The 19,377-nt window shown below is 47.8% G+C and carries 18 protein-coding genes; 7 read left to right on the top strand and 11 right to left on the bottom strand.

Going from position 1 to position 19,377, the window contains the following annotated elements:
- Window position 1 precedes the first annotated feature (1 nt).
- On the bottom strand, window positions 2-865 hold the full coding sequence (locus tag MHB72_RS04365) for a DNA-3-methyladenine glycosylase family protein (RefSeq protein WP_026580648.1): 864 nt from the start codon (window positions 863-865) through the stop codon (window positions 2-4).
- A 134-nt stretch (window positions 866-999) separates the two neighbouring features.
- Between MHB72_RS04365 and corA the strand changes: the two genes are divergently transcribed.
- Window positions 1,000-1,962 (top strand): magnesium/cobalt transporter CorA, encoded by a 963-nt coding sequence (gene corA / locus MHB72_RS04360; protein ID WP_025810238.1) that lies wholly within the window; start codon window positions 1,000-1,002, stop codon window positions 1,960-1,962.
- Between the two features lie 57 nt (window positions 1,963-2,019).
- Complete coding sequence (locus MHB72_RS04355) at window positions 2,020-2,616, top strand: hypothetical protein (RefSeq protein WP_149169176.1); 597 nt, start codon at window positions 2,020-2,022, stop codon at window positions 2,614-2,616.
- A gap of 178 nt (window positions 2,617-2,794) precedes the next feature.
- Here the strand turns inward: MHB72_RS04355 and MHB72_RS04350 are convergent, their stop codons facing one another.
- The 3 genes from MHB72_RS04350 to MHB72_RS04340 all read right to left on the bottom strand — a co-directional run bounded on the left by MHB72_RS04350 (window position 2,795) and on the right by MHB72_RS04340 (window position 5,159).
- Window positions 2,795-3,898: a glycerol dehydrogenase gene (locus tag MHB72_RS04350; RefSeq protein WP_023855873.1), complete on the bottom strand. Its 1,104-nt coding sequence runs from the start codon at window positions 3,896-3,898 to the stop codon at window positions 2,795-2,797.
- Between the two features lie 174 nt (window positions 3,899-4,072).
- Complete coding sequence (gene pdaA / locus MHB72_RS04345; protein ID WP_031304965.1) at window positions 4,073-4,864, bottom strand: delta-lactam-biosynthetic de-N-acetylase; 792 nt, start codon at window positions 4,862-4,864, stop codon at window positions 4,073-4,075.
- A 109-nt stretch (window positions 4,865-4,973) separates the two neighbouring features.
- Window positions 4,974-5,159 (bottom strand): SE1561 family protein, encoded by a 186-nt coding sequence (locus MHB72_RS04340; protein WP_003179806.1) that lies wholly within the window; start codon window positions 5,157-5,159, stop codon window positions 4,974-4,976.
- Between the two features lie 143 nt (window positions 5,160-5,302).
- Here MHB72_RS04340 and yfkAB point away from each other — a divergent pair, with 143 nt between their 5' ends.
- Window positions 5,303-6,424 carry a radical SAM/CxCxxxxC motif protein YfkAB gene (gene yfkAB, locus MHB72_RS04335; RefSeq protein WP_080131283.1) on the top strand — a complete coding sequence of 374 codons (1,122 nt, stop codon included), beginning with the start codon at window positions 5,303-5,305 and terminating at the stop codon, window positions 6,422-6,424.
- A 231-nt stretch (window positions 6,425-6,655) separates the two neighbouring features.
- On the opposite strand, the gene MHB72_RS04330 is transcribed toward yfkAB, so the two are convergent.
- The 3 genes from MHB72_RS04330 to MHB72_RS04320 all read right to left on the bottom strand — a co-directional run bounded on the left by MHB72_RS04330 (window position 6,656) and on the right by MHB72_RS04320 (window position 9,054).
- On the bottom strand, window positions 6,656-7,447 hold the full coding sequence (locus MHB72_RS04330) for a YfkD famly protein (protein ID WP_020450573.1): 792 nt from the start codon (window positions 7,445-7,447) through the stop codon (window positions 6,656-6,658).
- 66 nt (window positions 7,448-7,513) lie between these two features.
- Entirely contained in the window at window positions 7,514-8,569 is a 1,056-nt protein-coding gene (gene cax, locus MHB72_RS04325; protein WP_216921120.1) for a calcium/proton exchanger, read from the bottom strand.
- A gap of 104 nt (window positions 8,570-8,673) precedes the next feature.
- On the bottom strand, window positions 8,674-9,054 hold the full coding sequence (locus MHB72_RS04320; protein WP_020450571.1) for an OsmC family protein: 381 nt from the start codon (window positions 9,052-9,054) through the stop codon (window positions 8,674-8,676).
- A 100-nt stretch (window positions 9,055-9,154) separates the two neighbouring features.
- Here MHB72_RS04320 and MHB72_RS04315 point away from each other — a divergent pair, with 100 nt between their 5' ends.
- Window positions 9,155-10,333, top strand: coding sequence for an MFS transporter (locus MHB72_RS04315; protein ID WP_023855869.1), 1,179 nt, complete (start codon window positions 9,155-9,157; stop codon window positions 10,331-10,333).
- Between the two features lie 211 nt (window positions 10,334-10,544).
- Here the strand turns inward: MHB72_RS04315 and MHB72_RS04310 are convergent, their stop codons facing one another.
- From MHB72_RS04310 to MHB72_RS04300, 3 genes are read right to left on the bottom strand one after another with little or no spacing between them, the layout of a single operon-like run.
- Window positions 10,545-11,360, bottom strand: a complete 816-nt coding sequence (locus MHB72_RS04310; protein ID WP_020450569.1) for a YihY/virulence factor BrkB family protein — start codon at window positions 11,358-11,360, stop codon at window positions 10,545-10,547.
- Window positions 11,357-11,707: a hypothetical protein gene (locus tag MHB72_RS04305; RefSeq protein WP_020450568.1), complete on the bottom strand. Its 351-nt coding sequence runs from the start codon at window positions 11,705-11,707 to the stop codon at window positions 11,357-11,359. Before MHB72_RS04305 ends, MHB72_RS04310 begins: the two co-directional genes overlap by 4 nt.
- A gap of 23 nt (window positions 11,708-11,730) precedes the next feature.
- Window positions 11,731-12,201, bottom strand: a complete 471-nt coding sequence (locus MHB72_RS04300; RefSeq protein WP_128822952.1) for a low molecular weight protein-tyrosine-phosphatase — start codon at window positions 12,199-12,201, stop codon at window positions 11,731-11,733.
- A 183-nt stretch (window positions 12,202-12,384) separates the two neighbouring features.
- Here MHB72_RS04300 and MHB72_RS04295 point away from each other — a divergent pair, with 183 nt between their 5' ends.
- On the top strand, window positions 12,385-13,743 hold the full coding sequence (locus tag MHB72_RS04295; protein WP_020450566.1) for an alanine/glycine:cation symporter family protein: 1,359 nt from the start codon (window positions 12,385-12,387) through the stop codon (window positions 13,741-13,743).
- Window positions 13,744-13,834: 91 nt separating this feature from the next.
- Entirely contained in the window at window positions 13,835-14,050 is a 216-nt protein-coding gene (locus tag MHB72_RS04290; protein ID WP_020450565.1) for a DUF1128 domain-containing protein, read from the top strand.
- 243 nt (window positions 14,051-14,293) lie between these two features.
- Here the strand turns inward: MHB72_RS04290 and MHB72_RS04285 are convergent, their stop codons facing one another.
- Window positions 14,294-14,809, bottom strand: coding sequence for a type 1 glutamine amidotransferase domain-containing protein (locus MHB72_RS04285; RefSeq protein ID WP_020450564.1), 516 nt, complete (start codon window positions 14,807-14,809; stop codon window positions 14,294-14,296).
- 229 nt (window positions 14,810-15,038) lie between these two features.
- Between MHB72_RS04285 and MHB72_RS04280 the strand changes: the two genes are divergently transcribed.
- The gene (locus MHB72_RS04280; RefSeq protein WP_216921122.1) at window positions 15,039-19,376 is read left to right on the top strand and encodes a multifunctional 2',3'-cyclic-nucleotide 2'-phosphodiesterase/3'-nucleotidase/5'-nucleotidase; all 4,338 of its coding nucleotides are present in this window, start codon (window positions 15,039-15,041) and stop codon (window positions 19,374-19,376) included.
- The last annotated feature ends 1 nt before the right edge of the window (window position 19,377 follow it).

Below are 19,377 nucleotides of genomic sequence, written 5' to 3'. Positions count from 1 at the left end.
TCTACTCAATGCTCCTCCATAAATACAAGGAAGCATAGCTTAAATAAGGGTGCCATTCTTTGCTCATTTCAAGCATTTGTTCTTTTGTCGGTTTATCGTTTAAGCCAAAATGGCGTTTGATGGCATTTTGGATGCCGATATCGGCGGCCGGAAACAGATTGGGACGGCCGAGTCCGAACAGCAGAACGTTTTGGACGGTCCACGGGCCGATGCCTCTTATTTTCACCAGCTTTTCCATAATATCTTCATCTGATAATTGATCAAGCTCATCAAGATTTAAACGGCCGTCTGCGATCATTCTTGATGTATCGATGACGTATTCGGCCTTCCGCATGCTGAACTGAAGTTCGCGCAAGTCGTTATAGTCGAGCTGTGCAATCGTTTCGGGAAGCGGATAAAACCAGACCCCGTCCTTTTGCTCTCCAAAAGTGTGAACGAACCGCTCTGTGAGCGTATAAGCAAAAGACAGATTAAGCTGCTGGTGGATCATGCATTTCATCAAGCAATGATACAAATGAAAATCGAGCACCAGCGGCGTTCCGGCATGCTCTGCGAAAATTGATGACAAGCTTGATTGTGAAAAGTGATCCAGTACAGGCTGAAGACTTTCCTCCCATCTGAAGATCCGTTTCACTTCTTTCATCATGGCGTCTCGATCGTCTGTACCGCTGACGGCAAACGCCGGGGCTTCGACAGTTCCCGTCGCCTGCACAGCGACAATCCGGGGCTCTTTGTTTTGATTGCGGAGCGGCAGCTTGACCTCCCTTTTGTCGAGGTTGACCGCATTGAGCGGATCAAGCGAAAGCCTGTCCAAGACGCGGTCAAAATGATACGGCGGTGATACGCTTACAGTTTCCTTCCACATCGCTTCCCATCCCTTTTTCTTCTTTGTCCACAGTATACCATGTTTCAAATTCTCTTAAAAAAGAACAACATTTTATTTTTTCACCGAATGAATCACAGGGCATCGCAGCATCCTATGGAAGCGGAGGGGTGCCGATGATTAAACATTTTGCGATGACAAAGGACGGAAAACTTTTATCTACCGACATCAAAGCAGAAAGGCTGACAGATCAAGATATTGAGTGGTACTGGACGGACTTCGATCAGCCTTCGGATGAAGAAGTCTCTTTACTCAAAAGCCATTTTCACTTTCACCCTTTAGCAGTTGAGGACTGCGTTCATCATTTGCAGCGTCCGAAGCTTGATCAATACGAAGAATATCTTTTTTTCGTCATACACGCGTTGAATCAAAGGACGCTGGCGTCTGAAGAAGTTGACTTATTCGTTGGAAAAGATTTTATCGTCACATTTCACTTTCATCGTTCAGACGGTATTGAAAAAGTAAGAAGACAGCTTTCGGAAAACAGCGAGTTGTGGAAAAAAGGACCGAGCCATATCGCCTATATGGTCATGGATCAGCTTGTGGACGAATATTTCCCGATTCTTTACAAAATAGAAGACCGCCTCAATGAAATTGCTGAAAGCGACAGCAGAAAAACGTATGGAACGCTGATGAATGAAGTGTTTGATATCCGGAGCGACCTTCTAAAGCTTAGGAAAACAATCATTCCGATGCGGGATTTGCTTTACCGGATTTTAAACATTGAAATTTCAAAAGAAAACCGCGAACGAAAAGCGTATTACAGCGACATTTACGACCACCTCTTGAAGCTGACCGAAATCGTCGAAAACAACCGCGACATGACCGCCGATTTAAGGGACAGCTACCAGACGCTCAACTCCAACCGGATGAACGCCATTATGATGACGCTGACGATCGTCTCAACGATTTTTATTCCGCTCACCTTTATTGCCGGAGTGTACGGCATGAACTTTGACAACATGCCTGAACTGCATTGGCGCTACGGCTATTTTTTCATCCTCGTCATGATGGGAGCCGTTGTCGCCGGCATGATCTTCTGGTTCCGGCATAAAGGATGGTTTGACATTTTCAAGTAAAACCGGAAACCTTTTTCCTCTCTGTTCGACTATTTCTATAACTGAGGGGGGAAAGAAATGAAGGTACATACAGGGCTTGTTGGCATCTTCTTGATCGTTCTCGGCTTGTTGATTAGCGCCGAAAATCATCAAAGCGTGTCTGCTGCAGACGCGCTTTCGGACTTTTTCAGACTGCCTGTCCGCAATTTAGTGGTTCTGATCTGCATGTTGATGCTCATCATCGGCTTCATTATGGCGTGGCGCCATTATTATGAAGTACCGTGGATCCGCTTTAAGCTGTTTTTGTTTATTATCGGCATTTCAGTATTTTACCCGCTGGTCACAGAACAGCTGATGCTCTTTCAAAAATGGAATGCACAAGGCGATGATGCCGTGGAATATATGAAAAAGAGAAGCACTTGCAGCTATCAGAGCGATATGGAGGAAGGAAACATGGACTGTGAGGTGAAAGTGAACAATTACGGAAAAAAGACCGAACGCATCCAGCTCATCCCTGATATAACGAGCGAATTTGACTTTCAGCCGGAAGAGCTGGAACTGTCTCCGCATTCACAAGAGACGTACAGCGTCACCTTTAAGGCTCCGGGAAATGAGGATGTGTATGAATCAGGGATAGAAGAAGAGCCGAGGATGAAGGTTGAAGTGGTGAAATGAGCGACTTCACTCGAGTCAAGCAGCACGCTTTTGGAAACTTTTAAAAATATTACATGGAAGAGAAGGTTTAGAAGTAAAAGGTATACAGAAAAAACGAACTGCAAACAGCCGCTTCACAAACTAATAGACAAACCTCAAAGAAAAAAGCCGCTCCTTCACGGAAGCGGCTTTTCGTCTATTAATCGCGATAAGATTCTGCAATCGCGTTGGCGGCGACGATCGCATTGTAGACATCGTCAGGGGTGACTGGGAACGGCATGTTGCCCATTGTGTCGCCTTCTGCGCAAGCGCTTTGAGCGACTTGGCGCCATTCTTCTTCGATAAATTCGTCGACTCCGAGGTCTTTTAATGTCAACGGCAGACCGACGCCTTTGATAAAGTCAATGACGGTCTCCAGCTCTTCGGCCGGCGCGTTTTCAAGAACGAGCTGTGCCAAAAGGCCGAACGTGACTTTTTCGCCGTGCTGAGCTCTGTGCAGAGAAGGAACGGCTGTCATTCCATTGTGGATCGCATGTGCGGCGGCAAGACCGCCTGATTCGGCGCCGACGCCGCTTAAATAGATGGTCGCTTCAATTGTGTCTTCAACGGCGCGTGTAGAAACGCCATGCTTGATCGCCTGCATCGCTTTTACGCCGTTTTCCAATAGCGTATCATAGCACAGGCGGGCAAGTCCCAATCCAGTTGTTGAAGGCTTCATCAGCACGAGGTTGTCGCCGTTTGCTTTAAAGCAGGCGCGCGCTTCAAAATACGTCGCCAAGGCGTCTCCGATACCGGCTGCGAAAAAGCGCGGCGGCGCGGATGCCAAAATGTCAGAATCCGCGAGAACGACATCTGGGTTCGTCGGCAAAAACAGATATCGATCAAACGATCCGTCATGTTTATAAATGACAGCAAGGGCCGTACATGGAGCATCTGTTGAAGCAATTGTCGGGAAAATCACAACCGGCAGCTTCTCGTAATAAGCGGTGGCCTTTGCTGTATCAAGCGTTTTTCCCCCGCCGATCCCAACGATGATATTAGCGCCTGCATTGCGTGCAAGCTCCCGGTTACGATCGATTTCTTCCTGTGTGCATTCGTAATTGAATTTTTCAAAAACAGCTTGATTGCCGGCTTTCTGAATCGAATTCCCCGCTTCTTTTTGAGCGCGTTCCAAAATGAATTCATCGCAAATGATATATGCGTGATCACCATAATCTTCAATGTAATCGTTCAAGTTCTCAAGGAGTCGTTTTCCTGTAATAAATTTTTTAGGCGATGTGACTGATTTTACTAATTTTGACATGGTAATTCCCCCTTCACTATCAATGATATACCTATTTTCTTTTTAAATCTAGTAATATATGTATATAGAATGGATTTTTATTCTATGGAATTGACTAGGGGAAATAAAAGAGCCTGAACCATCAACTTTTCCGCTCAAAGCAAAAACCCCGTCTCAGCGTCCGGGGCATTTCTTTCAAAAGGGCTTTAGCATCATAGATTTTTCAAACATCAGGTCATCAAGGCTTTTAAATGTATAGCCTTCTTTTTTTAAGTCGGTGATCGCCTGATCAAGCGCTTCGGCATTGTCTTTCGAGACGGTGTGAAGCAAATAGACGGCGCCGGGATGGGCCTGTTTCATCATATTGTCGTACGCATAGCGCCACCCTTTTTGGGCATTGATTTTCCAATCGACAAAAGCAACAGACCAGAATACCGTTTGATAACCGAGCTTTTTCGTTTCTTCAAGCACCCGCTCGCTGAAAACGCCCCGAGGCGGCCTCAGGTAGAGATTGTTTTTTTCGCCTGTGATTTTGTAAACCTCCTCATCGACCGATTCCAATTCCTCTTGTATCACGCGGCTTGTTTTCGTCGTGAGATCCGGATGGTGATAGGAATGATTCCCGATGATATGTCCTTCCTCGGCCATTCGCTTGATCAGCTCCGGCTGATCTTTGACAAAATGGCCCGTCACAAAAAAGGCAGCTTTGACGTTTTGTTTTTTCAGAACATCTAGCACCTTAGGGGTGTAGCCATTTTCATAGCCGTTATCAAAGGTCAGATAGATCGTTTTTTCCTTTGTGTTGCCCAAATAAAAGGCGTCGTACTGCTGCAAAAGGCTGTTCAGCTCTTGTCCCGCATCTGCCGGCTGATGGTTTTTGCTTTTTGAAAAGCCCCAATGGATCGCCTTGTTGGAAATCGCTTCAGCATTGCCGCTGAAGGCCAGCATCAGCAGGAATCCGCAGCATAAGGCATAGAATCGTTTCATCATCTTCTCGCTCCCAGTTTTATTTTTTCTTATTGTGCAGAAGGGCTGAGCTTTTCATACCAAGCAACACTTGGAAAACAAAAAAACCGCGGCAAAGAATGCGGCGGTTTTATTTCCAGTCTTTTTTAAAGCGCTCGTATTTGGCTTCCAAGTCGTCGAGCATGCTGATCAGTCTGTCAATATCTTCAAGGTCGGTCGATTCCGGGTCTAAAGAATCGATGACTGACATAAACATATCCAATCTGTTTTTTAAATAATTGACTTGCTGTTCTTTGTCATGTACTGCGTTACCCATGATTCTCCTCCTTTTGTTCCTTTATCGTAGCCTATAAACGGCATTTTTTCAATCATCCATGACTTGCACGCCTCAAGGATCAGGTCTAAAATGAATAGTTGGGCTATATTAGTATGTCCTATCATAAAGGAGTTAGATATGTCATGACAGAAAAAACGCAGGTTCGTCCGATTACCCCGGAATATGATCCGTGGGAAGCCTACATGGACGTTGACCAATATGGAGATATACAACTGACGAACGTTGAATTTACGACGACGACTCTTTGCAATATGCGCTGCGAGCACTGCGCCGTCGGGTATACGCTCCAGACGAAGGACCCGGACGCGCTGCCCGTCAGCCTTCTGTTGAAACGGCTTGATGAGATTCCCCGCCTTCGTTCTTTAAGCATTACGGGCGGCGAGCCGATGCTTTCATTAAAATCCGTAAAGGAATATGTCGTTCCTTTATTAAAATACGCTCATGAACGCGGCGTGCGGACGCAGATCAACTCAAACTTGACGCTCGATATCGGGCGCTACGAGCTGATCATCCCCTACCTTGATGTGCTTCATATTTCCCACAACTGGGGAACAGTCGAAGACTTTGCAGAAATCGGCTTCGCCATGATGGATAAAAAGCCGACGTATGCCCAGCGGGCGCGCTATTTCGAAAAAATGATCGAAAACAGCCGGACGCTTGTTGATGAAGGGGTTATGGTATCCGCCGAGACGATGCTCAACAAACGGACGCTTCCTCACATCGAGCATATTCACCGGCAAATTGTCGAAGACATGAAATGCCAGCGCCATGAGGTTCACCCGATGTATCCGAGCGATTTTGCAAGCGCGCTTGAATCTTTAAGCTTACAAGACATGAGGAAAGCGATCCACCGCCTTCTTGACATTCGCGACGAAAATACGTGGATGCTGTTCGGCACCCTGCCGTTTTACGCGTGCAGCCCTGATCCTGAAGACCACGCTCTTTTACAGCGGCTGCGCGAAGCGAAAAATGTCACGGTCAGAAACGACCCTGACGGCAGATCGCGCCTGAACGTCAATATTTTTGACGGCAATATCATCGTGACCGATTTCGGAGATACTCCGCCGCTCGGCAACATTCAAACCGACAGCCTGCCAAGCGCCTATGCGAAGTGGAGAAAAACAGAGCTTGCCAAGGAGCTCAACTGCCACTGCCCGCACGTCCGATGCCTCGGGCCGAATGTGCTCGTCAAAAACAGCTATTATCAAGATGTTGATTTTACTTCCAGAACAGCAAGAGTATGAAAAAGCAAGCCGCAAAAGGCTTGCTTTCAGATTGTTGACAAGATCCCAAAACGACTTTTTGTTTTGGGATTTTGTCATCCTTTCAGCGTGATTGAAAACCCTTACAGTCTAGGAAGGCCGAGCATCGGAGCGGAGCGAATGTTGGAATTCGTGAGCACCGACGCGCAGGCCTGACAACGAATGCGAGGGTTTCTCGACACGCTGAAAGCAAGCCGCAAAAGGCTTGCTTTTTTATTTCGGCTGATGGCTGAGCTGAAAGCCGAATGTGAGGTGATCCTGTACAGGAATCCAGGCGCCGATTCCTTGCGAGGTGATATTTTTGACGACCAGCTTTCTTTTGTTGCCTTTTAATACAATGTACACTTCACCGTAGGTGACCTTCCCTTTTTCATTGACGGCAGGTGCATAGGCGTGTAAATTCCCCAGCTTTTTCGGCTGCACTTTATAAATCTGATCGCGTTTTGTGCCGGCGCCGACGACTGTTTCAAAGGCGAGCGGCAGCTTTGTTTTTTCCATGGCTTCAAGCATCATCATGTTTTTGACATCGTCCGCTTTCGGGACTTTCGCTGTTAAGCCGCCTTTGATTTTGCTCGTCTGTTCCTGGGAATACGTGAGTTCGGCAGGTGCTTTCCCGCCCCGGTTGTCAAAGCGGTTTGTGTTGATTTTGCGGTATTCCCAGTTCGCAACGGTTTCATTCGAGGTATACCCGAGCGCCCATCTGCCCAAATAGATCGTCGCTCTGTAGCCGATTGCCAGCGGTGTGCCGGAAATGCTTGACTCATTCAGCATTTTGATGAGATGCGGATTTTCAATCGCGATATCGGTTGTTTTCAGCAGCTCTTCGGCCAGTTCGCTCGGCTGCAGCCTCGGCTGATCCTGGGAGGCGTTAGGGTATGTGTTCTCTTTGGAAATATTCGTGACAGAGCTTGGAATCTTGATCGGCTTGGCTGCATCAGCTTCCTGTACAGCGAAAAAACTAAAGGATAAAAACGCAGTTAGCGTAAAACACAAAAGCTTTTTCATACTATCACTCTTTCTGTTTCTTTTCTCTTATTGTTTTCCGGATGCTCTCCGTTTATCCCCATTTTTTTAAAGAAGGAAAAAACCGATTCCCATGATGATATAAGCAGCCAGCAATGTCGCGCCCTCAAACCAGTTCGTATCCCCGTCGTTTGAAATGACGATCATCAAAAGGACGGCGGAAGCCATGGCGACGAGTTCCGGCAAGGTAAAGACGAGCGGCATGCTCACTGGAAAAAACAAAGAGCTGATCACAAGAACGGGTGCGACAAACATCGCGATCTGCAGCGTTGATCCGATCGCAATTTCAACTGCGACATCCATTTTGTCCTTATAGGCCATAATGACGGCGGAAGCATGCTCTGCCGCGTTTCCGACGATCGCGACAATGATGACCCCGATGAAAAGCTCCGACCAGCCGAATTGTTCGGCCACCGTATCAAATGTGTGGACGAGGTGCTCGGAAATGTAGGCAACGGCAATGGTCGCCAAAAATAAAATCAATGTTGCCCTCTTTCCCGACCATTCCGGCTCTTCATGCGATTCTTCCCGCTCATTTTGATTCGTCTGGTAAACCCCGCGGTGGCTGACAAGCTTGAAATAAAGCGCGGCCAGGTAAAGCAAAATCATGATGGTGCTGATGCCGACGCTCATCGACAACTTCCTCGGCTCTGTCATTTCGGCTGAAAATACTTCAGGGATGACGAAAGCGACAATCACCGCGAACATGAGCAAACCTGAATTGTGTCTCGCATCATACACGTTGAATTCCTGGCGCTTATATTTCAGGCCCCCGATGAAAAACGACAGGCCGGCGACCAGGAGAAGGTTGCCGAGGACAGATCCTGTCAGCGATGCGAGCACAATGCCGATCAGTCCTTCCCGCAACGCGAAGATCGAAATGATCAGCTCAACGGCGTTTCCGAACGTCGCATTTAAAAGGCCCCCGATCCTCGGACCCGCAATAATCGCAAGGCTTTCGGTGGCTCTTCCCATATAGCTTGCAAGCGCGATAATCGTCAGGCAGTATATGATGAACAATAAAACCTGCGGCCAATGCAACATGCTCCCTGCGACAGAAAGGGGAACTCCCGCAGCCATCATCCAAAAGAAAAAACGGCCCATTTTTCATTCCTCTTTTCTTTTTTGGTGTAGGTTATTTTTGTGCGAACTTTTCAGTTTATATACAGCATACTGATCTATTCCGCATTAACGCAGGTTTTTAAACATCAGCGAATCTGAAATGTTTCGATGATCTTGATGCTGTTTTCAACAGACCTCACCATGGCACAATTTTTCATCGCTACTTTCAGCGCCTTTTGAATTTGTTCTGCACCGAGGTTTTCTCCCTTCAATATGAAGTGAAGATGAATGCTTTTGATGCGGCCCGCCTCTTCGGAAATGCGTTCTTCTTTTGTCTCGATGGTCATATCTTTCAGCTGTATCCTTTTCTTTTCCAATATGTTATGAAGAACGGTTCCGCTGCATGCCGCAATCGAAGCGGCCAGCAATTGATAAGGCCTGAATCCTGCTTCTTCATTGCCTGATATCTTAAGCTTTCCATATTCCAGATCGGCCTCAAAGCCGTTCTGATTCCACACGATTTCCATGATTCACACCTCTTTTGACAGAAAAAGAAAAATCGCCTTGCCTAAAAACTTGTGAAAGTTGTACGATCAAAGAAGGATTACGGATAAGGAGAATCGGCCGATGACTAGATTTCACTTTTTCATTCTCGTTTTGATTGTCAGTATATCAGGTTTTTCGCAAGGGATGCTCCTTCCGGTCATCTCTGTTATTTTCGAACAGGAAGGCCATTCGGCTGCGCTGAACGGTCTTCATGCGACAGGCCTCTACATCGGCGTCCTGATCGCTTCGCCGTTTATGGAAGCACCGCTTCGCAGGCTCGGTTTTAAACCGCTGATCGTCATCGGCGGGGTGATGGTGTGCGCGAGTTTGTTCGCCTTTGTTTTTATTCAGTCGTTTATCGTCTGGTTCTTTTTACGGCTCTTGATTGGAATCGGGGATCATATGCTGCACTTTTCAACGCAAACTTGGGTGACCACATTATCGTCTGAAAAAAACCGCGGCCGCAATATCTCTTTGTACGGCCTTTCGTTTGGTTTGGGATTTGCTGCCGGTCCTTTTTTAACGCCGCTTGTCAACATTGCCCCGTCATTGCCGTTTATCGTCTCAGGTGCATTCAGCCTGCTGGCGTGGCTGTTTATTTTTTGCCTTCAAAACGATTTTCCTGAGAAAAGCGGCTCTGAAAGCCGCAGCGATAACAGCTTGAAGCGCTTCGTCCAAGCCTTTCTGCTAGGATGGGTCGCGTTTTTGCCAACATTCGGCTACGGCTTTTTGGAAACCGCCCTGAACGGCAATTTTCCCGTCTACGCGCTCCGCTCGGGCATTTCCGTCGAAGGCCTATCAATTATTCTTCCGGCTTTTGCGATCGGAAGCATCGTCTTTCAGTATCCGCTCGGCGTGTTGAGCGACAAGTATGGAAGACGAAATGTGCTCCTTGTTATATTGGCTGTCGGGGCAGGCTGCTTCTTTGCGGCGGGCTTTTCCGATTCCGTCCCCTTGCTTGCGGCATGTTTTTTCATAGCCGGAATGGCTGTTGGATCAACTTTTTCACTCGGCATCAGCTTTATGGCCGACCTGCTTCCAAAACGCCTTCTCCCGGCCGGAAACTTGATGTGCGGAATCACCTTCAGCTTCGGAAGCATTTTCGGCCCGGTTGCCGGCGGCTGGTATATGCAGACATTTCATAACAGCAATCTGTTTTATTTGATTACAATCGTGATGGTGTTGATCTGGATCGGGGTGCTCTTTGGCAGAACGAAGAAAAACGGCGCTCTCGAACAATCTGAGGCGGCGCCAATGTAAAAAAGGCCGGCTGCTTACTATAGGCAGCCGGCCTTTTCGAAAACGTCAGGCAGTTTTAATGATATCCGTTTTGTCCGTTGGCGCTTCCGCTCGTTTTGTTTTTCGAACTTTGCTTTGAATTTTGTTTATTATGGCTGCCGCCTTTTTTCGTGTGTTTTGTCATGATGATCCCTCCGCTTTTGAACTCATGAAACGTTCTTTTATAGATTGCTCATTTCCGCGGATTTTCTTCAGGAATGATTTTACGTTTATGTAAAAGGGCATTGATCTCCCCTCCAAGAATAATCATCATTCCGCTTAAATAAAACCAGATCATCAGGACGATGATGCCGCCGAGGCTTCCGTATGTTGCGCTGTAGTTTGCAAATTCACTGACGTAGTATGAAAACAGCATGCTGACGAGGATCCAGCCGGCTGTCGCTGCAACGGCTCCCGGAAGCACGAATTTAAATGACAGCCGCTTATTCGGGGCAAAAAAGTATAAAGCCGTAAAGACGATCAGCAGCACAAGCGGGCTGATTCCCCAGCGGAGCGCTGACCATGCCGCTAGAAACATTTCCGGCGTACCGTCCAGATTGGCGATGAAATGGCCGATGGCCCTCCCGAATACCGGAAGAAGAAGCGCGACCAATATGGTGAAAACCATCGCGGCGGTCAGGAGGAGTGATGTCAGCCGAACCATGATGAATGAGCGGTTTTCCTCCACTTCATAAGCATGATTAAAAGCCCTGACAATCGCGTTCAATCCGTTTGACGCAGACCAGAGCGCCGCGATGATCCCGAAAGAAAGCAGGCCCCTGTTTCCTGTATTGAGCGTCTCTTCAATAACGGACATCGTGTCTTCTGGAGCATACTGTTCAATCAGCCCGATGACATCGCCCGTTTTGACAGGCAGGTAGCCGATCAAAGTCAATAGGAAAATCATAAACGGAAACAGGGACAGCAGGAAAAAGTAGGCAAGTTCCGCCGATTTGCTCGGCCCTTCATGAAGGAAAAAACGCCAAGCCAGCTCTTTCAAAAAGCTCATTCTTTTTCCGGCTCCGTACGCCCTTTGGATTTAGCTGTGAAGTGATCCCTCGTTTCCTCGATCAGACCGATCACTTTTGGCGTCGTCTCTTTCAGTTCTTTCATCTGTTGATTTAAGAAGCTTAAATCGTCCGATATGGAAGCGGTCAGTTTTTTGGCTTCGTCCATTTTTTCTTTCACGCATTCGGTGAACATTCCGGGATTTGCGCGGTAAAGGCGGACTTTGTTTTTGCACGCGTCAAGCTTTGCGCCGCACGCTTCTCTGGTCGGTTTGTGCAGCAGTGACATAACCGCCCCGACCGAAGCGCCGAGGAGGATATTTCTGATGAAAACGCGGTCGTTTTTCATAAAAAATCTCTCCCTTCGTTTTTTTATAATTTGTGTTCTTTTCGAATGTCCTTTAGCAATTCGCTGCATCCTTTCGCGACGAGTTCGTACACCTCATCAAAGTTCCCGGTGTAGTATGGATCAGGAACATCTGCCGTCTCACAGTCCTCGACATAGTCGAGCAGCCTCCGGATGACGGCTTTGCTCCCGTAGCCGGCAAGGCTTCTCACATGGCCAGCGTTTTCGGCATCCATCGCGATGATATAATCGAACGCTTCCGGGTCTTTGTCGGTAATCTGCCTCGCGTAAAGGCCTTCGCAGTTGATCTTTTTTGCAGATAGCAGCGACCGTGTGCCTTCATGAGGCGGTTTTCCGACATGCCAGTTCCCTGTCCCCGCCGAATCGGCTTCAATTCGGTCCTCCAGGCCGCTTTTTTTGAGCATGTCGTTAAATACAGCTTCTGCCATCGGAGAGCGGCAAATATTGCCGAGGCAGACAAATAGCACTTTGATCATCAAACAAGAGCCTCCTCTATTCTTTCCCCACATTTCAGAAAGAAAAAACACTTTTGCTTTTATACTAAAGATTTTTTTGTTTTTTTCAACTTTGGGAAGAAAAGATGACAATGCTATTGACAAATCTAACAAACTTTCAGAATATTCTAGTTAGACACAAAATTAAAGGGGGATATTTCGCCTATGGATTTTATTTCACATATTGTAGATACAATGAACGGTTTTTTATGGGGACCTCCGCTTTTGATCCTCATTGTTGGAACAGGTATTTATTTGACTTTCAGGCTGGCTTTTTTGCAGATCAGACTTTTGCCTTACTCATTAAAGCTTGCCTTTTCAAGACATCAGGATAAATCCTCCGAAGGCGATATTTCCCACTTTCAGGCGTTGATGACTGCCCTTGCCGCTACGGTCGGTACCGGGAATATCGTCGGTGTCGCCTCAGCGGTCATTGCCGGAGGGCCTGGTGCCGTGTTTTGGATGTGGCTCGCCGCCTTTTTCGGAATGGCGACGAAATATGCCGAAGCGGTGCTTGCCGTCAGATTCCGCGTGAAAGACAAAAACGGCGAAATGTCAGGCGGCCCGATGTATTATTTGGAACACGGCCTCAAGCAAAAGTGGCTTGGTGTGTTATTTGCCATATTCGGGGCGCTTGCCGCTTTCGGAATAGGCAATATGGTTCAGTCAAATTCTGTATCCGGAGTCATGAGCTCCACATTTTCTGTGCCTGCCTGGGTAACCGGCATCATTGTCACGATTTTTACAGCACTTGTTATTCTCGGTGGGATTAAAAGCATCGGCAAAGTCACCTCGCTGTTCGTGCCGATCATGGCTTTATTTTATGTCATCGCCGGGTTGATCATTCTTGTCACAAACTTTGAACTTGTCCCAGGCGCGGTTGGTTTAATTTTTTCTGACGCGTTTACCGGCCAGGCCGTGGCAGGAGGCGCGATCGGAACCGTGATCCGCTGGGGCGTGGCGCGGGGCGTATTTTCAAATGAAGCAGGGCTCGGCTCGGCGCCGATCGCGGCAGCCGCGGCAAAAACTGATATGCCGGCTCGCCAAGCGCTTGTCTCTATGACCCAGGTTTTCATCGACACATTGATTGTCTGCTCGATTACGGGGATATCGATTGTCATGGGAAACATGTATCTGACAGAAAAAAACGATGCGCTGACATCGATGACATTCGCACATTTTCTCGGCCCTGCGGGATCGACAATCGTTGCGATCGGACTGCTGCTGTTCGCTTATTCGACGATTTTGGGCTGGTCGTACTACGGAGAGAAATGCTTCACCTACCTGCTGAATGAAAAATATGCGATCGTCTATCGTGTCATCTTTGTGATCGCCGTCTTTTTCGGAGCGGTCTTTAAAAATGACTTTGTCTGGGCGCTCGCCGATATGCTGAACGGTCTGATGGCGATACCGAACCTGATTGGCCTGCTCGGTTTGACAGGGATTGTCATCTATGAGTCCAAACAGATCCTTGCCAAAATCAAAGCCGAAAAAGCGGAAAAGCAAAACAGCGTATCCGTTTAAACCGGAGATGCTTTTTGACAGCCGTCCTTTTCTTCTCGCTTAATTCTGTTACAATAAAGACTACAAAATCAGTGAGAAAGGATGTGCCTTCTTGTCAGAGCAGAAAACAGCCGAGTTGAACAAAATGATCGAAGAGATCTCGCAAAAACTAAACATGCTGAACATCGGCGTCATCAAAGCTGAAGCCTTCAGCAATGAAAAGCTTGAAGATCTTGAATACCTGCACAAAATGGTGATGAAAAAGAAATCTTTCAGTCCGAGCGAAATGCAGGCAATCGCAGAGGAACTGGCTGCACTCCGAAAATAAACATAAAAAAGACCGGAAATCTATTCCGGTCTTTTCAGATTGTTGACAAAATCCCAAAACGGCTCTTAGTTTTGGGATTTTGTCATCCTTTCAGCGTGATTGAAAACCCTTGCAGTCTAGGAAGGCCGAGCACCGGAGCGGAGCGAATGTTGTAATTCGTGAGCACCGACGCGCAGGCCTGACAACGAATGCGAGGGTTTGTCGACACGCTGAAAGACCGGAAATCTATTCCGGTCTTTTTCATTAGCCGAGCAGCTTCAAAGATTCGCGTGTAAACGCAGGGATGTCGTCAGGCGTCCGGCTTGTGACAAGCTGGTTCTGGCAGACGACAACTTCCTCATCCTTAAATTGAACCCCGGCGTTTTCCAAATCGACTTGAATCGATGTGTAGCCTGTTGCACTGCGTCCGTCCAGAGCCTTGGCGGTGATTAAAAGCTGCGGGCCGTGGCAGATCGCAAACACCGGTTTTTTGTCATCCATAAAGGATTTCGCAAACGATACGAAACGCTGGTCGGCTCTGAGAATATCCGGCGAAAATCCGCCCGGAATCAACAGCGCGTCAAAATCGGCCGGGCTGACTTCATCAATGGACGCATCTGTTTCCACTTGCGCCTCGCCTTGCTTGCCTTTCAGCGTTTTGCCTTTCTCTTTTTCAATAACCGTAAGCTGGTGCCCGGCGTCTTTGAACGCTTTCGCAGGCTCGGTATACTCCGAATCCTCAAAGTAATCTGTCAGAACAACTGCAATGTTTTTGCTCATATTGATCACCCTCCCAAAAGCTTCTGTCTACATAAATCCATTTCCCCCTGCCACACTAAATAAAACATCCACACGTTCCTCGCGACAAAGTACCTAAGTCACCCGGCAGACAGGGACAGACTTTGGAATCATTTTCTGAGTGTTTACAATATTCGCAACGAAAGTTCTACAAAACTTTACAAAAAGTTCTTACAATAGAAATTGTTACTCTAATCTGAAAGGTGGAGAAATGGTGGGAATACAGAAAAGACGGTTTTCAAGGAAAAACATTCTCCGTATTCTGCTAACCTCAGTGATGATACTCAGTTTACTCATTCCAAACACCCAGACATATGCAGAAGAACCAAATGAACACCCGCTGATCAACCTCAGCATCCTGGGTACGACAGATATCCACGCCCATATCATGGACTATGACTACTATGCCGACAAAGAGACGGCAGAATTCGGACTGGTCCGCACGGCTCAGCTGATCGAAAAGCACCGGAGCCGGAATCCGAACACGATTCTTGTCGACAACGGCGACTTAATTCAAGGGAACCCTCTAGGGGAATATATCTTCAAACATGAACGTGAAGCAATTATCTCCGGAACGAAAACACACCCGATCATTGATGTCATGAACAAACTGCACTATGACGCCGGCACGCTCGGAAACCACGAATTCAACTATGGCCTTGAATTCCTTGACGGCACGATAAAAGGCGCCGAATTTCCCATTGTCAATGCCAATATAAAAACATCGGACGGAAAGAACAAATATACGCCATATCATATTGAAGAGCGGACGCTGACGGATGAAAGCGGCCAAAAGCACCAGCTTAAAGTCGGCTACATCGGCTTCGTTCCGCCGCAGATTTTAACATGGGATAAAAAGCATCTGGACGGCAAAATCACGGTGCAGGACATCACCGAATCAGCGAAACAAACGATTCCGAAAATGAAGCAAGAAGGCGCCGACGTGATCATTGCGATCGCCCACTCCGGAATTGAAAATGGCGGACAGGCGGCGGGAGCAGAAAACGCCGTATATGACCTGGCTCTCAAGACGGAAGGAATAGATGCGATCATCTCCGGACACCAGCACGGTCTGTTCCCCGGTACCGACTATCCAGGAAATGGCGTGATCGACAATCAAAAAGGAACGATCAACGGCATCCCTGTCGTCATGCCGAAAAACTGGGGCAGCCATTTAGGAATCATCAATATGCAGCTTGAACAGGACGGCAGCAAATGGACAGTGAAAGATGCCAGCGCAAAAACGGAAGCGATTGCCGGATATGTGACGTCACGACACGAAACCGTCGTTTCCACGATTAAAGACACACACGAAAAAACGCTTGAATACGTCCGGGCGCCGGTTGGCCAAACGGAAGCTGATATTAACAGCTTTTTCGCACAAGTAAAAGACGATCCTTCGATTCAGATTGTCACAGACGCACAAAAATGGTATGCGGAAGATGTCATGAAGGGAACGGAATACGAAAACCTGCCGATTTTATCAGCGGGCGCGCCATTTAAAGCAGGAGGGCGTAACGGTGCTGATTATTATACAAACATTAAAGCAGGAAACCTTGCGATCAAAAACATCGGCGATTTGTATTTGTACGACAATACGCTCTATATCGTCAAGCTGACGGGAAGCGAAGTGAAGGACTGGATCGAAATGTCGGCCGGGCAGTTCAACCAGATCGACCCTTCAAAATCGGGTGAACAGGCGCTCCTCAACCCCGATTTCAGGTCGTATAATTTCGATGTCATTGACGGTGTGACCTACCAGGTCGATGTCACACAACCGGCAAAATACAATGCGTCAGGCGGGGTGAAAAATCCGCAGGCCAACCGCGTCAAACAGTTGTCTTACAACGGAAAAGCCGTCCGCGACGATCAGGAATTCCTTGTGGTCACAAATAATTACCGCGCGTCCGGGGGCGGCGGATTCCCGCATCTGACGCAGGACAAAGTCGTTTATGCGGCGGCTGATGAAAACAGGCAGGTGCTCATGAACTACATCATGGAAAAGAAAACGGTCAATCCTGCCGCCGATAACAACTGGTCGATCGCTCCGATTAAAGGAGCCGATGTGACATTCGAATCTTCTCTCCTCGCCAAACCGTTTGCTGAAAAAGCGAAGGACATCGATTTTGTCAGAGAATCCGAAAACAGCGGATATGGCGTCTATAAGCTGAACTTTGAAGGTACAGAGCCTCCGGTTGATAATGGAAACTGGACGTTAACAGTCATGCACACGAACGACACGCACGCCCACCTTGATGAAGCGGCAAGGCGCGCTGCCAAAGTGAAAGAAATCCGCAGTGAAGCAGAAAACAATGTGCTGCTCGATGCCGGCGATGTCTTTTCCGGTGACTTGTATTTTACAAAATGGAACGGACTCGCCGATTTGAAGCTGATGAACATGATGGGCTATGACGCCATGACCTTCGGCAACCATGAATTTGATAAAGGGCCGAAAGTGCTCGCAGACTTTCTGAGCGGAAACAATGCGGCCGTCGATCCGTTAAACAGACACCAGCTGGAAAAGCCCGATTTTCCAATCGTCAGCTCCAATGTCGATGTATCAAAGGAGCCTCAGCTGCGAAGCTTTCAAAAAGAGCCTGCACTCTTAACAGCGGGAGAAAAGAAAGAAAGCGGCATCTATCCTTATATTCTGCTTAATGTAAATGGCGAGCAAGTCGGCGTATTCGGCCTGACGACGGAAGATACGTCATATACGTCAAGCCCCGGACCGAACATTGCGTTCCATGACGCTTATCTGTCAGCGGAGAAAACGGTCAAGGAACTGAAAGAAAAAGAAAAGGTCAACAAAATCATCGCCCTCACCCACCTCGGCTACAACCGGGATCTGGAGCTGGCCAAAAAAGTGAAGGGCATCGATTTGATTATCGGCGGGCATACGCATACACTCGTCGATCATTTAAAAGTGGTGGAGAGCGAAGAACCGACAATCGTCGCCCAAGTGAAAGACTACGGGCAGTTTTTAGGACGGGTCGATGTTGTGTTTGATGAGAAAGGCGTCGTTCAAACGGATCAATCAAGGTTCAATTTGATCGCGATTGACGGCAAAGTGGACGAAGATCCTCCAGCGAAAGAAGTGCTTGACGGCTTTAAAGAAGATATTGACGAACTGAAGAAGAAAAAAGTAGGCTATTCCGATGTCCCGCTTGACGGAAAACGCGAGCATGTCCGCTCAAAAGAAACCAACCTCGGCAATTTTATCGCGGACGGCATGCTGAAGAAAGCAAAACAAGCCGGCGGGGCTGACATCGCCATCACAAACGGCGGCGGAATCAGAAGCGGTATTGCCAAAGGCGACATCACACTCGGCGATGTGCTGACGGTCATGCCGTTCGGCAACACCCTTTATGCCGCTGATTTGACGGGTGCGCAAATCAAAGAAGCGCTTGAGCACGGGGTGAGCCAAGTCGAAGAAGGCGGAGGCGCGTTTCCGCATGTCGCGGGTTTATCCTTCACATTTACACTGAGCAAGCCAAAAGGTGAGCGCATCCTTGATGTGAACCTTGTCAATGACAAAGGGGATGCTGTTCCGCTCGATTTGGACAAAACCTACCGTGTGGCTACAAATAACTTCATGGGCGGCGGCGGAGACGGCTATTCCGTTTTTAAAGAAGCGAAAAACGGTGTCGATCTCGGTTTTACCGATTACGACATTTTTACAGAGCAGCTTGCCTTGTACGATTCTGTTTCACCGAACATCGAAAACAGAATCACAGAAGTGTTCCTTCCTGACCGTCAGACAGACGGCACTTGGACGCTTGCGGATAAACCGTTCGAAACATACGCGAAAAACGCAAATCAGGTGATTGCTTATTTCCCTGACACAGAAAAAGACCACATCAAGCTGAATATGACAAAAGCACAGACTGATCTTGTCAAAGAAAGAACTGATGATCCAAGTATCACCCTGAAAAACGATCGCATTGCGATGCAGCTTCCAGCCGTTAATCTGGCAAGCGAAAAGACTAAAATCAGCATCAAAATCGCCAAGAATATCAAACAGGCGGTCACAAAGGTATATGATTTCAACATTCAGCAGAATGGAAAAACGGTCAGCACATTTAAAGAACCTGTCGGACTGTTTTTCCAAGTCGAGGCTCCTGACAAACATTTGAGCGTCTATTATGTCGACCGCAAAAACAACAGCTTCACAAAAGTGACAAACGGCTATACGAAAGGCCGTACCGTTGCAGGCTATGTCGACCATTTCAGCGAGTATACCGTGATGAATGACAAAGATGCCGGGTCTCCTTCACTTCCGCCGGGTTCAGGCGATGATGACGGTCCGGATGGCGGCAGCGGCGGTGAACCCCCTGCTTCGCCCGGCGCCGGAAGCGGCGGAGACGGATCAGGCGGTCATGGCAGCGGCGGGTCAGATGACGGAAATGAACCTTCAGATGGTTCAAACGGCGGGTTTTTGCCTGACACCGCTTCAAACGCCTATCATTGGCTGATGCTCGGCCTGCTGCTGCTTATATCCGGAAGCGGTCTGTACCTTTACCAAAGGAAGCGGCGCAAACTCCAAATCTAAA

It is taken from the genome of Bacillus sp. FSL K6-1284 (genome assembly GCF_038002625.1).
GTDB lineage: Bacteria > Bacillota > Bacilli > Bacillales > Bacillaceae > Bacillus > Bacillus paralicheniformis.
The sequence above is the reverse complement of the archived record's forward strand: the minus strand, read 5'-3'. Positions and strand labels throughout refer to the sequence as shown.

Bases quoted from the DNA above. Each gene is read 5' to 3' on its own strand.
- MHB72_RS04285 (WP_020450564.1), bottom strand. From the start codon at position 14,809: ATGAGCAAAAACATTGCAGTTGTTCTGACAGATTACTTTGAGGATTCG.
- MHB72_RS04365 (WP_026580648.1), bottom strand. From the start codon at position 865: ATGTGGAAGGAAACTGTAAGCGTATCACCGCCGTATCATTTTGACCGC.
- MHB72_RS04320 (WP_020450571.1), bottom strand. From the start codon at position 9,054: ATGGAAATCGTGTGGAATCAGAACGGCTTTGAGGCCGATCTGGAATAT.
- MHB72_RS04295 (WP_020450566.1), top strand. From the start codon at position 12,385: ATGGATTTTATTTCACATATTGTAGATACAATGAACGGTTTTTTATGG.
- corA (WP_025810238.1), top strand. From the start codon at position 1,000: ATGATTAAACATTTTGCGATGACAAAGGACGGAAAACTTTTATCTACC.
- MHB72_RS04300 (WP_128822952.1), bottom strand. From the start codon at position 12,201: ATGATCAAAGTGCTATTTGTCTGCCTCGGCAATATTTGCCGCTCTCCG.
- MHB72_RS04315 (WP_023855869.1), top strand. From the start codon at position 9,155: ATGACTAGATTTCACTTTTTCATTCTCGTTTTGATTGTCAGTATATCA.
- MHB72_RS04355 (WP_149169176.1), top strand. From the start codon at position 2,020: ATGAAGGTACATACAGGGCTTGTTGGCATCTTCTTGATCGTTCTCGGC.
- MHB72_RS04340 (WP_003179806.1), bottom strand. From the start codon at position 5,159: ATGGGTAACGCAGTACATGACAAAGAACAGCAAGTCAATTATTTAAAA.
- MHB72_RS04310 (WP_020450569.1), bottom strand. From the start codon at position 11,360: ATGAGCTTTTTGAAAGAGCTGGCTTGGCGTTTTTTCCTTCATGAAGGG.
- MHB72_RS04280 (WP_216921122.1), top strand. From the start codon at position 15,039: ATGGTGGGAATACAGAAAAGACGGTTTTCAAGGAAAAACATTCTCCGT.
- cax (WP_216921120.1), bottom strand. From the start codon at position 8,569: ATGGGCCGTTTTTTCTTTTGGATGATGGCTGCGGGAGTTCCCCTTTCT.
- MHB72_RS04330 (WP_020450573.1), bottom strand. From the start codon at position 7,447: ATGAAAAAGCTTTTGTGTTTTACGCTAACTGCGTTTTTATCCTTTAGT.
- yfkAB (WP_080131283.1), top strand. From the start codon at position 5,303: ATGACAGAAAAAACGCAGGTTCGTCCGATTACCCCGGAATATGATCCG.
- MHB72_RS04350 (WP_023855873.1), bottom strand. From the start codon at position 3,898: ATGTCAAAATTAGTAAAATCAGTCACATCGCCTAAAAAATTTATTACA.
- pdaA (WP_031304965.1), bottom strand. From the start codon at position 4,864: ATGAAACGATTCTATGCCTTATGCTGCGGATTCCTGCTGATGCTGGCC.
- MHB72_RS04305 (WP_020450568.1), bottom strand. From the start codon at position 11,707: ATGAAAAACGACCGCGTTTTCATCAGAAATATCCTCCTCGGCGCTTCG.